Annotated in this window: 11 protein-coding genes and 1 tRNA gene; 5 read left to right on the top strand and 7 right to left on the bottom strand. The window is 61.3% G+C overall.

Translation table 11 applies throughout. The annotated features are described in order from the left end of the window. Entirely contained in the window at window positions 1-2,073 is a 2,073-nt protein-coding gene (locus ACIQUB_RS06515) for a pyridoxamine 5'-phosphate oxidase family protein (RefSeq protein WP_113237034.1), read from the bottom strand. Window positions 2,074-2,124: 51 nt separating this feature from the next. Further along, a complete protein-coding gene (locus tag ACIQUB_RS06520) occupies window positions 2,125-2,739 on the bottom strand; it encodes a glutathione S-transferase (RefSeq protein WP_113237035.1) in 615 nt (204 codons plus the stop codon). A 109-nt stretch (window positions 2,740-2,848) separates the two neighbouring features. Between ACIQUB_RS06520 and ACIQUB_RS06525 the strand changes: the two genes are divergently transcribed. After that, a complete protein-coding gene (locus ACIQUB_RS06525; RefSeq protein WP_113237036.1) occupies window positions 2,849-3,736 on the top strand; it encodes a LysR family transcriptional regulator in 888 nt (295 codons plus the stop codon). 39 nt (window positions 3,737-3,775) lie between these two features. Here the strand turns inward: ACIQUB_RS06525 and ACIQUB_RS06530 are convergent, their stop codons facing one another. The 3 genes from ACIQUB_RS06530 to ACIQUB_RS06540 all read right to left on the bottom strand — a co-directional run bounded on the left by ACIQUB_RS06530 (window position 3,776) and on the right by ACIQUB_RS06540 (window position 5,176). Next, window positions 3,776-4,069 (bottom strand): hypothetical protein, encoded by a 294-nt coding sequence (locus tag ACIQUB_RS06530; protein ID WP_155947784.1) that lies wholly within the window; start codon window positions 4,067-4,069, stop codon window positions 3,776-3,778. Between the two features lie 511 nt (window positions 4,070-4,580). Continuing rightward, on the bottom strand, window positions 4,581-4,724 hold the full coding sequence (locus ACIQUB_RS06535) for a DUF1127 domain-containing protein (RefSeq protein ID WP_018900063.1): 144 nt from the start codon (window positions 4,722-4,724) through the stop codon (window positions 4,581-4,583). Between the two features lie 308 nt (window positions 4,725-5,032). After that, on the bottom strand, window positions 5,033-5,176 hold the full coding sequence (locus ACIQUB_RS06540; protein WP_113237037.1) for a DUF1127 domain-containing protein: 144 nt from the start codon (window positions 5,174-5,176) through the stop codon (window positions 5,033-5,035). Between the two features lie 654 nt (window positions 5,177-5,830). Between ACIQUB_RS06540 and ACIQUB_RS06545 the strand changes: the two genes are divergently transcribed. The 4 genes from ACIQUB_RS06545 to tig all read left to right on the top strand — a co-directional run bounded on the left by ACIQUB_RS06545 (window position 5,831) and on the right by tig (window position 9,423). Further along, complete coding sequence (locus ACIQUB_RS06545; protein ID WP_113237038.1) at window positions 5,831-6,934, top strand: DUF2157 domain-containing protein; 1,104 nt, start codon at window positions 5,831-5,833, stop codon at window positions 6,932-6,934. Further along, the gene (locus ACIQUB_RS06550) at window positions 6,931-7,524 is read left to right on the top strand and encodes a GDYXXLXY domain-containing protein (RefSeq protein ID WP_113237039.1); all 594 of its coding nucleotides are present in this window, start codon (window positions 6,931-6,933) and stop codon (window positions 7,522-7,524) included. Before ACIQUB_RS06545 ends, ACIQUB_RS06550 begins: the two co-directional genes overlap by 4 nt. A gap of 156 nt (window positions 7,525-7,680) precedes the next feature. Next, window positions 7,681-7,765, top strand: a tRNA-Leu gene (locus ACIQUB_RS06555). Between the two features lie 182 nt (window positions 7,766-7,947). Next, the gene (tig, locus tag ACIQUB_RS06560) at window positions 7,948-9,423 is read left to right on the top strand and encodes a trigger factor (RefSeq protein ID WP_402928983.1); all 1,476 of its coding nucleotides are present in this window, start codon (window positions 7,948-7,950) and stop codon (window positions 9,421-9,423) included. A gap of 82 nt (window positions 9,424-9,505) precedes the next feature. On the opposite strand, the gene ACIQUB_RS06565 is transcribed toward tig, so the two are convergent. After that, window positions 9,506-11,287: a B12-binding domain-containing radical SAM protein gene (locus tag ACIQUB_RS06565; RefSeq protein ID WP_402928984.1), complete on the bottom strand. Its 1,782-nt coding sequence runs from the start codon at window positions 11,285-11,287 to the stop codon at window positions 9,506-9,508. Between the two features lie 186 nt (window positions 11,288-11,473). Further along, window positions 11,474-12,880 carry a Si-specific NAD(P)(+) transhydrogenase gene (gene sthA, locus ACIQUB_RS06570; protein WP_113237042.1) on the bottom strand — a complete coding sequence of 469 codons (1,407 nt, stop codon included), beginning with the start codon at window positions 12,878-12,880 and terminating at the stop codon, window positions 11,474-11,476. Window positions 12,881-13,021 lie beyond the last annotated feature (141 nt).

The raw sequence follows: 13,021 nt of genomic DNA on the forward strand, positions 1-13,021 counted from the left end.
CTAGAGATCGAGCTCCAGCCGCGTCTCGCCCTTGGCCGGAACCGCGCAGCAGATCAAAGCCTCGTCCTCGGCAACCTCGGCCGTCGGCTCCCTGGTATAAGCCACCGCGCCCGACAGCACCTTGGTCCGGCAGCTGCCGCAATTGCCGAGCCGGCAGCTGAACTCCGGCTGCAACCCGCGCGCCTCGGCAAGCTCCAGCAGCGTGCCGCCTTTAGGCTCCCACCGCGCTTCCTTGGCCGATTGCGTGAAGTAGACAGGCACCGGCACATCCGCCGCCGCCCGAGCCTGCACCGGGGCAGCCTCGGCCGAAACGCCACCCGATCGCGCAACCGATGCCACGCCGAACGCCTCGGCATGGATTCTGCCATCCGCGATGTTGAGGCCACGCAGCCCGTCATAGACCGACTGCATGAAGCCCGGCGGGCCGCAGAGGTAGAAGTCGTAATCGTTGAACGGCAGCACGGCGCGCAACAGAGCCATGTCGATCCGCCCCTGCGCCTCATAGTCCCGCCCCTCGACCGCGCCCGAGACATCTCCAAGCAGCCGGACCAACCTGACCGCCCCGCCGGAGGCCGCGACCAGCGCTCCAATCTCATCGTCAAAGGCGCGCTCGGCCTTGCTGTGCGCGGAATAGAACAGCCAGACCGGCCGCATCCCGCGCTTGCGGAACCCCTCATAAACGACATGCCGCAACATCGCGAGCAGCGGCGTTATGCCGATGCCCGCCGCCAGCATCACTGCCGGCCGCTGCTCCGCCGCATCGATGCCGAAGGCACCACCCGGCGCCCGCGCCTCGATGATATCGCCGACACCAATGTGGTCGTGCAGGTGGCGCGAGACGACGCCCTCCCGCTTCACGCTGATGCGGTACCGGTTATCGGACGGCGCGACCGACAGCGTGTAGGTCCGGATCAGCGGCCGATCTTCGCCCGGTACATTGACGCGTATCGGCAGATATTGCCCGGCCGCATGCGCGATGAGCCCGCCGCCATCGACGGGCTCCAGGTGAAACGAGCGGATGCCGGCGCTCTCATCGACAATGCCTGCCACCCGGAGCGGCCGCCAGCGGCTCGCCATCTCGGCGGCGCTGATGCGTCCGGCGGCGGCCTGCCAATCGCCGGTCATCAGCGCGTTCGGCGATTGCCCGTCGGCGCGCGAATTCCACCGAAGCGGCAGCGCATCCGCCCGGTAGACGACACGGCGCGGGCGAAAACGCCACAGACGCTCCGCACCCTGGAAGGCGGCGATCTCCGGCGAATCCAGAACGACTTCGGCATCACCAGACAATTGCATCAGATCGCCGCTGTCGAAATCGACGAAGACAAGACCGGCGCGGCCGTTGATGAGAATATTGCCGAGCGTGTTGAAGAACAGATTGCCGGCGAAGTCGGGGATCGTCAGAACCCCATCCTCGCCGATCCGTACGAAGCCCGGCTTGCCGCCCCGGTGCGAAACGTCCACCTGCCGCTCGCCATCGTCACGATCGGCATAGGACGCCACGAAAAACGTGTCCGACTTCGAGATCAGCGCCATCGCCCGCGCATCCAGCGCCTCAGCAACAACGGCCGGCACGGCCGAGGAGAGTTCAGGCTCGCGGCTGAAACCGAAATCGCGCAGCTGGATATATTGCGGGCAGTTGCCATAGGACTGGCCGACGGTGACGTCGAAGCGATCCGCCGTGCTGCGTGCGATCGTGCCGTTCAGCCGGTTGCGCCGGCGCGTCTGCAGCTCGATGCCAAGCATGCCGATCGCGTCGCCATCCTCCATTCCGCGATCGGCCGGATCGGCGGGCTCACGCGCGAGCTTGACGCTCAGCGTGCGCACATCCGGACTGTCGAGGAACCCTGGATAGTTCGCCCGCAGCGTCGCCCAGGCGTCGCCGTCGGCGTCCACCGTGCCGAGCACGATGAAGGGCAGCTGCGGGTAGAACTGGCGGTGCTGGTCGATCAGGTGATCGCGCAGCACGCGCGCGCCCACATCTTTCATGCGCGCCGCGACCCCGGCCTTTTCCTGCAGGGAAATCTCCCCGTCATGCCACGGGGAAGGCTTTTCAGTCTGCGTCAAGGCAAGCATGACATTCTCCTTCGTGGATTTGTGAGGATCGGCGGCGGCGCGTGGCCCGTATCAGGCCGCGTCGGGAATACCGATCGCCGTCTTCTGGAATGGCCGGAAGCCGGGCAGCGCCTCGATACGCTTCAGCCAGGCGCTGACGTTGCCGTAGCGGAAGCGATCGACATTCCCCTCCGGCGCGCGGGCGATGTAGCTGTAGAGCGCGACGTCGGCGATCGTCGGCCGGTCCGCCGCGATCCATGCCTTGCCGGCCAGCTCCGCGTCGATCAGCGCCAGAATACGGTGCGCGCGCCCGATCACCTCTTCGGTGTCGAAGCTTGCGCCGAACACCGTGACCAACCGCGCGGCGGCCGGGCCATAGGCGATCTCGCCCGCAGCCACCGAAAGCCAGCGCTGAACGGTGGCGGCGCCCACGGCATCCTCAGGCAGCCAATCCGCCGCATGCTTCTTGGCGAGGTAGACCAGGATCGCATTGGAATCCGCAAGCACCAGCCCATTGTCATCGAGCACAGGGATCTGCCCGAACGGGTTGAGCGCCAGGAAGGCGGGCTTCTTGTGCTCGCCGCCGGCGAGATCGATGTCGACAATCTCGGCGTCGATCCCGGCAAGCGAGATGAACAGACAGGCGCGGTGCGCATGGCCGGAAAGCGGGTGCGAGTAGAGCTTCATGGAACAGGTCTCCGTTGATATTGCCCGGGAGAATAATTGTTCCTGTTTTCGTATGGAATTTCGATTATGAGAAAGGGACTGTTTCTCCGAGTGGAATAAAGGCTGCGATATGGATCGGCTTCAATGCATGAAAGTTCTGGTGCGGGTATCCGAGACGGCAAGCTTCGCGGAAGCGGCGCGCCAGCTACACATGAGCCCGCCCGCCGTCACCCGCGCCGTGGCCTTTCTCGAGGATGCCACCGGCGCGCGCCTCTTCGTGCGGTCGACGCGATCGGTCAATCTGACCGAGGCCGGCCGGCGCTATGCCGATGATTGCAAGCGCATTCTGGCGGAGATCGACGAGGCAGAGGCCTCTGCCGGCGGCTCGCACGCGACGCCATCAGGCATGCTGACGATTACCGCGCCGGTGCAGTTCGGGCAGTTGCATACTATGCCTGTCATGACCGAGTTTCTCGATATCCATAAGGGCGTGACCGGCCGTGTGCTCTTGTTCGACAGGATCGTCAGCCTTGTGGAGGAGGGGATTGACGTCGCGATCCGCATTGGCCGCCTGCAGGATTCCGACCAGACGGCGATCAAGGTGGGCAGTGTCCGCCGCGTCGTCTGCGGCGCGCCCTCCTATTTCGAACGCCACGGCGAACCGAAGACACCCGCCGATCTCGCCAACCACGCCACCATCGTCAACACCGGCTCGTCGGCACCGCTCGACTGGCACTTCGCCCCCGACGGCGCCGCCGCAATGCTCCATCCGCGCCTCTATTGCAACACGGTCGACGCCGCGATCGCCGCCTCCGTCACCGGCTGGGGACTATCCCGCCCGCTCTCCTACCAGGTCAGCCGGTACGTTGCCGCCGGCCATCTGCGTCTGACGCTCGAAGATTACGAGGAACCACCGCTGCCGATCCATGTCGTCCATGCCGAGGGCCGCCACGTCTCGGCCAAGACCCGGTCCTTCGTCGATTTCGCGGTGGCGAAATTGCGGGCGCTGGAGATGTAGGTGAACAATGAACTGCGATGATCCGATCGCCGTTGGGTCTCAGGAAGGGCCCCAGTAATAGCAGTAGTCCTCATCCTCGCCGATGTACTCCCAGACGCCGGCGTCATCGATCTCGAGATCGTTGCAGGCTGACGATGGGCCCGCATTGAATGTTGCCTTTGGTGCCGTATGCGCCTTCGCACGAATGCGCCGGCCCATGATCATTGGCGGCCTGGCGCGTCCATCGGCGCCTGGAGGGATTTCGGAATGGCAGTGAATGCAGCGCGTAGCGGCGACTTTGATCTCTTCCTTGCAGATCGGGCAGGCACGAGTTTTAGCATTAGGGTCAGCCATCACGTTGTCCTTGGGAAAGTTGATCGGAGCACTTGGATGCACTGGGGGATCGGGGATGCAGCTCGGCCATGGGCGAGCCGCGCCCGTGAATGCTATAATGAGCTATGTGCGCCGGCCCGCATTTTGGCCGAGTGCGTGGCACACTTTATTCGGCAGTTGTGTATTAGGCAATCGTGATGTTTGGGCGGTGCGACCGGGCCGCCGTAAAGGAAAAGCCCGGTGCGGACTAATCCGACGCCGGGCTTCTGACGGATCGCATAGGGCGATGCATCCGTGGCAAGGTGGATTTCAAACCTTGCAACAAGATAACTGGTAGGAGCCAAGATGGTTCCAGAGAGTTGGAAGCAAACCGCTTATCAGTCCCAAACCGCGACCAAATCGACAATATTAGATCAAAAAAAGCTATGACACGGCCTATGTCAAAATAACTCATGCGCAATAAAATCAATAACTTAAAACGCGAAAACGGCGCCGTGAAGGCGCCGTTTTGGGTACTTCAGGCGTTCCGCTATTAGCGGAAAGCGCGCGAAGCGATGTTGTGGATCTGATAGCGGCTTACGCCGATGTCGGCCAGGGCCTGGTTGGAGAGGCTGCCGAGTTCGCTCAGGGTACGGCGGTAGCTAATCCAGCTCTTTGCAATGCGGATCGGGTTCATGGGTAGTTCCTCAAGATCAATTCAGTGAGCGGCGCGATTGCCGTCTCAGTGGTTGACGCTGATATAGGTTATCCCGGTCATATTGTGCAGTGCATTTATTAGGCTCCTGCCATGCAATTGTGCAGTACGATGCACAGATAAAGCGCAAGTGTCACTTTTTGAGCAGGCGGAATACTGGGCTGTGGCGCAACCCAGACGTTAATGAGGCGTTAAGACAAAAGAAAACGCCCGTTGCCTGGTGGCAGCGGGCGTCTTGGTGAGGCGATCGGCTTGGGAGGAAGCGAACCGCCCGGATACTAGCGCAGATATTAGCGAACGGCTTCGCGAGCAACGCGCTGGATGTCGGCGCGGTCGATGCCGAGGTCGTGCAATTCGCGGTTGGTCATGCGGCCCAGTTCGGTAACGGTCTGACGATACTTGCGCCAGTTGTTGAAAGAGCGAGAAATGTTCATGTCGGTCCCCTTTCCGAGGGCTTGCGTCTGCCAGCTGCCGCCTATCGGCGCTGACCTCTATTTGATGAGCTGAATATATATTGCACTGCGAAGAGCTAACAGAGACAAGAATTCAACGCACATATGCAGCTGCTGCATTTCTCAAGCTGTAAACCGCACGATTTGGCCACGTTCTGGTCAATCAATAGGCAAAATGAGCAATCCAGCGGCGTCGGCGCGGATGAGCCGCCCTGCGGAGGACAAAACGAAGACGCCCACCGGATGCGCAATCCGATGGGCGTCCATACGTATGACCGGCAACTGGGAGGAGGACGTTGCAGGTCGATCGGGTTGTTTGGAAGGGAGGATAGATCCAAATCCCGATCATATCGGCGGAAATCATATCCGAAAGCGTCCGGTAATCCGGTCCGGGTACATCCCCGGCTGCGCGCATGCTCAATGGCTTTGAGTGAAATATTGCGATGCAGTATATCGGTTGTCTCCATGCGCAATATGCATGGCATGAGCAAACCTAAGGGCAAAGTCTTGCCGGGCGATTAACGGCCCTGCCGAAAGGGTCTGTGAAGGAAATCGCAAGGAGCCGTTTCCTCAATCGGCAAACCGCGTCTATAAAGTTGAAAAGTCAGGCGCAATTTTGCGTTTCGGGGGTAGGGCATGTATCGCGGACGTCTTGAGAGGGATTTGTCGCAGTGGGTCGGCAAGGGGTTGCTCACCGAGCAGACCGCCGATGCGCTGCTCAAGGAATATGACGGGCGTCCGGCAAGCTTCAGCCTCGGCAATGTGCTGATGATCCTCGCGGCCATCCTGCTCGGCGCAGCCATTCTTCTGGTGGTCGCGTCCAACTGGGAGGCGATACCGCGTCTGGTCAGGATGTTCTTCATCCTCGCGCTTATCTGGTCCGTCCATCTCGGCGCCGGTGCTGCCCTTGTCCGTGGCCAGATCGCCGCCGCCAACGCGCTGCTTGTTATCGGCACGCTCACCTTCGGCGGCGCCATCTCGCTGGTCGGGCAGATGTATCATCTGTCGGGTGACGAGCAGACGGTCATGTATCTCTGGTTCGCCATGGCGGTGGTCTCGGCCGTGCTGTTCCGCTCGGGCGTGGTGTCGGGCGTGGCGGGCTTCCTCGCCTGGGGCAGCTTCGGCCTGTATCTCAGCGGCTCCGACATGCGCCTGATGACGCTTGATTCATGGGCAGCACCCGTCATGGCGGCGATCGTCGTGGCCTTGGTGCGCTACACCGGCGCTGGCCGCGTTCGCCATCTGGCCTACCTGCTGCTGCTTGGCTGGCTCGCCTGGCTCTACACGCTGAATTCCGATCTGTGGCTGGCGCTGATCTATGTCATCGGCGGCATGGCGGTCTTCGTTCTGGTCAGCCTGCCGGTTGCGCGCCTGTCCTCGCTGATCAGGGGCGCCGGCGCCGCACCTGCCTTCTATTCCTTCCTGCTTGCCGTCATCGGCCTGTTCCTGCTGCATGTGGAACTCGATGCCAGCAAATGGGTTCTCCCGCTCGGCATCGTGACACTCGCCGCCTCCGTGCTGGCGATCGCCTTGCAGGGGCGTGACAACGGCGCCGTCCGCTATCTGGCCTACACGGTCTTCGCGGTCGAAATTCTCTATCTCGGCTCGGTGACTGTTGGTTCCATCCTCGGCACCTCGGGGCTCTTTCTCTGCTCCGGCCTCTTCGTCGCGGCCGTGGCCTGGATCGTCATCCGTCTTGAACGAAGATTTGCCGGCAAGGCCAGGGAGGCGGTCCAATGAGTATATTCTCCTTCAAGGGCTATTCGAAACGCCGCTGCGTCACCGCCGCCGTCACCGTGGCGCTGCTGCAGACAGCCGTGCTCGGCTACATCGTGCAGAGCCGCGCATCTGTCCTGCGCAACGGAACGCAGGTTCTGTTGAAGACGGCGCCCGTCGATCCGCGCGACTTCCTGCGCGGCGATTACGTGGTGCTGAACTACGACATCTCCTCCGTGCCCGTCTCCTCGATATTGGGCGCCATGCCGAAGGAGGCCGCCGAGCGCAGCCTTTGGGTGCGCATCAAGCCGGGCGAGGGCGGTTTCTGGCAGATCGCCGAATCATCCTTCGACAAGCTTCCGCCAGCCGACGGTACGGCCGTGCTCCACACCCAGCCCTTCTATAGCTACGGCGAAACGTCTCAGGCCGAAACCATCCGCGTCGAATACGGTATCGAGCGCTATTACGTTCCTGAGGGCGCCGGACATGCGCTGGAAGAGGCGCGCCGTGATGGGCAGGTGTCGATTGCTGCAAGCGTTGGCGCCAATGGCATGGCGCAGATCAAAAGCCTGCTGGTGGACGGCAAGCCGGCCTATGAGGAGCCGCTTTACTGAGTTTGACCGCTTGCGGGCGCAAGTCCGCGCGGTGGCGGGAAAAATCGCTGTCATTTGACCTTCATTTTTCCTTTGCCTCCTCCAAATCGGGTGATATAGAGACGCCGCGCTCCGGAAGGCCTCATGTGCAGGCATATGCATGCGGTTTTTGAGAACGCGGGTATGGTGAAATTGGTAGACACGCCAGATTTAGGTTCTGGTGCCGCAAGGCGTGGGAGTTCAAGTCTCTCTACCCGCACCAAAGCTGGCTTGCAGGCGAGGGACCGAAAACGGTGCCCCTCGATTGCCCGGAGCCAAGCGCCGTTCCGCTCACGCAGAACGAAGAAGAATTGAGAACAAGCCACGCCCGGCACTTTCCGGCGTCGTGCTCATCGAAACGAACGGCGTCTGGGCACGGCCGCCACGAATTGAAGGTAGGAAGACATGCAGGTTATCGAAACGCTCGCTGAAGGGCTGAAGCGCGAAATCAAGGTCGTAATCCCGGCCAAGGACATGGAAACCAAGATGAACGAGCGTCTTGCCGACGTGAAGGACAAGGTCCGGATCAACGGCTTCCGTCCGGGCAAGGTTCCGGCCGCTCACCTCAAGAAGGTTTACGGCAAGTCCATCATGGCCGACCTCGTCAACGAGATCGTCCGCGAACAGCCGACCTCCATTCTCGCCGAGCGCGGCGAAAAGTCCGCCACGCAGCCTGAAATCGCGATGACGGAAGACAAGGACGAAGCAGAACTGATCCTGTCGGCTCAGAAGGATTTCGAGTTCACGCTCTCCTACGAAGTTCTGCCCCCGATCGAACTGAAGTCCGTCAAGGGCGTCAAGATCACCCGTGAAGTCGTTGATATCTCCGACGAGGAAGTCAACGAGCAGGTTCTCAAGGTCGCTGAAAGCGCCCGTTCCTACGAGACCAAGAAGGGCAAGGCCGCAGACGGCGACCGCATCACCATGGACTACGTCGGCAAGGTCGACGGCGTTGCCTTCGAAGGCGGCACCGACCAGGGCGCCGAACTTGTTCTCGGCTCGGGCCGTTTCATCCCCGGCTTCGAAGAACAGCTCGTCGGCACCAAGGCTGGCGACGAAAAGACCATCAACGTCACGTTCCCGGCTGACTACCCGGCCAAGAACCTCGCTGGCGCTGAAGCCACCTTCGACGTCACCGTCAAGGATGTTGCTGCTCCTGCCGACGTTGAAATCAACGACGAACTGGCTCAGAAGCTCGGCCTGGAATCGGCTGACCGTCTGAAGGAAATCGTTCGCGGCCAGATCGAATCGCAGTACGGCTCGATGACCCGCCAGAAGGTCAAGCGTCAGATCCTCGACCAGCTCGACGAAATGTACAAGTTCGAGACCCCGGCTTCGCTCGTCGACGCCGAGTACAACGGCATCTGGAACCAGGTTGCCAACGACCTCGCACAGTCCGGCAAGACCTTCGAAGACGAAGACACGACGGAAGAGCAGGCTCGCGAAGAGTACAAGAAGCTCGCTGAGCGCCGCGTTCGCCTCGGCCTCGTTCTCTCCGAAATCGGCGAAAAAGCCGGCGTCGAAGTGAGCGAAGACGAAATGCAGCGCGCCATCTATGAGCAGCTGCGTCAGTATCCGGGCCAGGAAAAGCAGATCCTCGAATTCTTCCGCAGCCAGCCGGGTGCGGCCGCTTCGATCCGCGCGCCGATCTTCGAAGAGAAGGTCATCGACCATCTGCTGACCGAACTCGACGTCACCGACAAGAAGGTCACCAAGGAAGAGCTGCTCGCCGACGAAGAAGGCGAAGGCTCCGAGAAGGAAGCCAAGAAGGCCGCTCCGAAGAAGAAGGCTGCCAAGGCTGAAGCCGCCGAAGGCGAAGAAGCTGCTCCGAAGAAGAAGGCCGCTCCGAAGAAGAAGGCTTCCGAGGAAGGCGCCGAGTAATCTCCGGCCAATCGATCCAACGAAAAACCCCGCTTCAAGCGGGGTTTTTTGTGCTCAAAATTTGAAGTCGGGAAACGCCGGCTCAGCCCGCCCGATGCGCATGCGTAAGCTCGTTGACCTTCTTGATATGCGAGACCGCCGCCTGTCCGCCAGCCGTCTTTGTGAAGAGCTCCAGCGTCTCGTCCTCGTGGTCACCAACAGGTGTCAATGCCTGGTCCATATAGGTCTTGGCATTCTTGTCGCGTGAAATCATGAAGGCGGTGACCGCCAGTCGCGCGATCGTGCCGCCAAGCTTCAGATGCTTGGCGATCGTCTCGCCGACGAAGCGTGGCCAGAAGACCAGGTCGCTCTCGCGTGGCAGGTCCGGCCGGCGCTCCGAGGGGTGCTTCAACCGCAACAGCCCACTCTGCAGCGGATGCACGTTTTCAAGCGGCACGGTAGTCGCGAACGACACCAGAACCTTGACCAGTCGCGCCAACGGTACCCCGGTCGCCACCGCCCGGCGCAGTAGCGTCTTCATATGCTCCGGCGAATAGTAGAGCGACCATGCTTCCTGATAGATGCTCTCCCACTCCTGCCTGCTCATCTTCGGGTGCTCGGTGCAGACATGCTCGACATCGTAGATGTTGAGATCCGGATCCATCGCCACGCCCTTGCGGAACAGCGTCTGGTGATCTTCCGAGCCGGGCAGCGGGGTCAACACGAAGAACTCGATCACGTCGAGCGGCAACTCGTGCTGGATGATCGCGATATCCCGGCGGATCGATTCCGGCGTATCGGCCGGGAAGCCAAGGATGTAGCCGGCCAGCGTCATGATCCCCTGCGCCTTCCAGGCGAGCAGCATCTTGCGGTATTCGGTGATCTTGTTCTGGTTCTTCTTCGCCGCCGTCAGATTGTCGGGGTTGACGTTCTCCAGCCCGATGAACACGCGGGTGACGCCGGCGCGCTTCGATTTCTCGATGAAGTTGGGGATCTTGTGGCAGAGCGTATCGACCTGGATCATCAAGCCGAGCGGAATGCCATCCTTTTCACGCAGCTGGATCAACCGATCGAAGATCGCTTCCCAATCCTTGTTGCGGGCGAAGTTGTCGTCGGTGATGAAGAATTTGTGGATGCCCTGCGCCCAATTCATCCGCACCAGCTTCTCGACATCATCGGCCGTGCGGAAGCGCGACTTGCGGCCCTGCACGTTGATGATGGTGCAGAAGGAACACTGGTAGGGACAGCCGCGACCGGCGTCGAAGCTGGTGCTCAATCCAAGCGTCTGCGCGACATTGACCTTCGGCAGGAACGGAACAGCGGCGCCTTCGATGCTCGGAAGATCGTTCATGAAATTGTAGAGCGGCGCCAGCGTGCCCGATGCGGCGTCCTGCAGCACCTTGTCCAGCCGCCCCTCGACTTCGCCCGCGAACATCGAGATGCCCATCTCGCGGCATTCGTCGAGCCCAACGGCATGGTCGTCGAGCATCGACAGACACCCGGAGACATGAAAGCCACCCATCGCCACCGGAATGCCGGCATCGCGGAAGGGCCGGGCGATATCGAGCGCGCGCGGATACTGGTTCGATTGCACGCCGACCAGCGCCACCATGCCGAAATTGCCGTTGGCTTTCAGCTGCCGCAGCAATGCTGAGGTGTTCACCCGCGTATTGGTCTCGTCGATAACGGTGATGTCGATGCCGACACCGGGTCCGAGCACCCGCCGCTCGGCGCAATCGGCGGCAATTCCGTAGAGCGCCGCCAGCGAGTTGGACGGGATCATCGCCCGCCACCAGCGGATGACGTAGCCGTCGTCGTCATAGTGCGACGGCTTGATGAGGATGAGCTGGAAATTCCGGTCAGTCGTCTCGGATTGTTCGCGCACGGTCACTCGCTGATTAGAGAGTCCCCCAGTGACATGAACGCTATCAGACGCAGCCGATTATACAAGCTGCGCCTATTACGAGGTTGTCAGGCGTCGAAACGCCTTCGTGGAGACTGTCAACAAACGGGCTGATGTGCTTGATAGTGCTTACCACCACGCGGATGCGCGTGGCGTCACGCGAAAAGCTCAGAGCTCCGACTTGATATCGCCCATCCGGTTCCAGGCATCGAGGCCGGCGATCTTGTACGCTTCGGCGAGAGTCGGGTAGTTGAACGTGTTCTCGACGAAATACTCGACCGTTCCCTTGAGGTTCAATACGGCCTGGCCGATATGCACCAGCTCGGTAGCGCCTTCGCCGACAATATGGACGCCGAGCAGGCGGCGTGTCTTGAGCGAGAAGATAAGTTTCAGGAGACCGGTATCGAGGCCCATGATATGGCCGCGCGAGGTCTCGCGGAAACGGGCGATGCCGCATTCGTAGGGAATGCCGCGTTCCTTCATCTCTTCTTCCGTCAAGCCGCAGGTCGAAATTTCCGGCACGGCATAGATCCCGTAGGGGAAGTATTTCGGCGGCTCCTTGGCAACGGCACCGACGGCGACGCGCGCCGCGATGCGGCCCTGTTCCATCGAGGTGGACGCCAGGCTCGGGAAGCCGACGACGTCGCCTGCCGCGTAAATGCCGGGCACCGACGTCTCGAACGTCTCGGGATTGACCTTCAGGCGGCCACGGCTGTCGGCCTCCAAGCCCGCCGCCTTCAGGTTCAGCGCATCGGTGGCGCCCATGCGGCCGGCCGCGAACAGAACCATGTCGGTCACCAGGCGGCGACCATTGTCGAGAATGAGCTCGACCTTGCCGTCATCGAGCTTGGTGACCTTCTCCGCCTTGGTGCCGAGCATGATCTTCATGTTGCGGTCGCGAAGCTGGTAGGTGAAGTCCTCGACGATTTCCTTGTCGATGAAATCGAGCATCGTCGATTTCGGATCGATTAGCGTGACGGCGGTGTCGAGCGCGCTGAAGATCGTCGCATATTCGATGCCGATGACGCCGGCGCCGATCACCACCATGGAGCGCGGCAGTTCCTCGATATCGAGCAGCTCGTCGCTGTCGAGAACCGTCTTGTTGTCGAAGGGGATATAGTCAGGGCGGAACGGCTTGGTGCCGACCGCAAGCAGGATGCTGGCGGCCGAGACGCGCATGACTTCGCCGTCGTCCTTGACGATTTCGAGCGTCGAGGCATCGATGAAGCTCGCCTTGCCGCGCAGGTGCTGCACGCGGTTACGCGCGAACTGGTGCTCAAGCACTTCCACTTCATGATCGAGCGTGATCAGCAGGCGGCGGCGCAGGTCCTCGGCGCTGATCTCCTGCTTGACCCGGTAGGCCTTGCCGTAAAAGCCGCGCTCGCGCCAGCCGGAAAGATTAAGCGCCGTTTCGCGCAAGGTCTTCGAGGGGATGGTGCCGGTATGGACGGAGACGCCGCCGACGCGCTTGCCCTGCTCGATGACGAGGACCTTCTTGCCGAGCTTGGCGGCCTGAATAGCACCACGGCGACCGGCCGGGCCGCTCCCCACAACAACGAGATCGTATTGAAACATGGAAGCAGGCCCCGGTTGAAAAGCTGGAATCATATTGCGACGCAAAATGGCGCGTTCACAGGTATCCGGTCAATGTTGCAGATTGATTTACGGCCGAATATTAGGAATGAGCGAGACGAAATAAGGGCGGCGGTGTCGGTG

Origin of the sequence: Rhizobium sp. NPDC090275 (assembly GCF_044772225.1) — a bacterium.
In the GTDB taxonomy this organism is placed as follows: Bacteria; Pseudomonadota; Alphaproteobacteria; order Rhizobiales; family Rhizobiaceae; genus Rhizobium.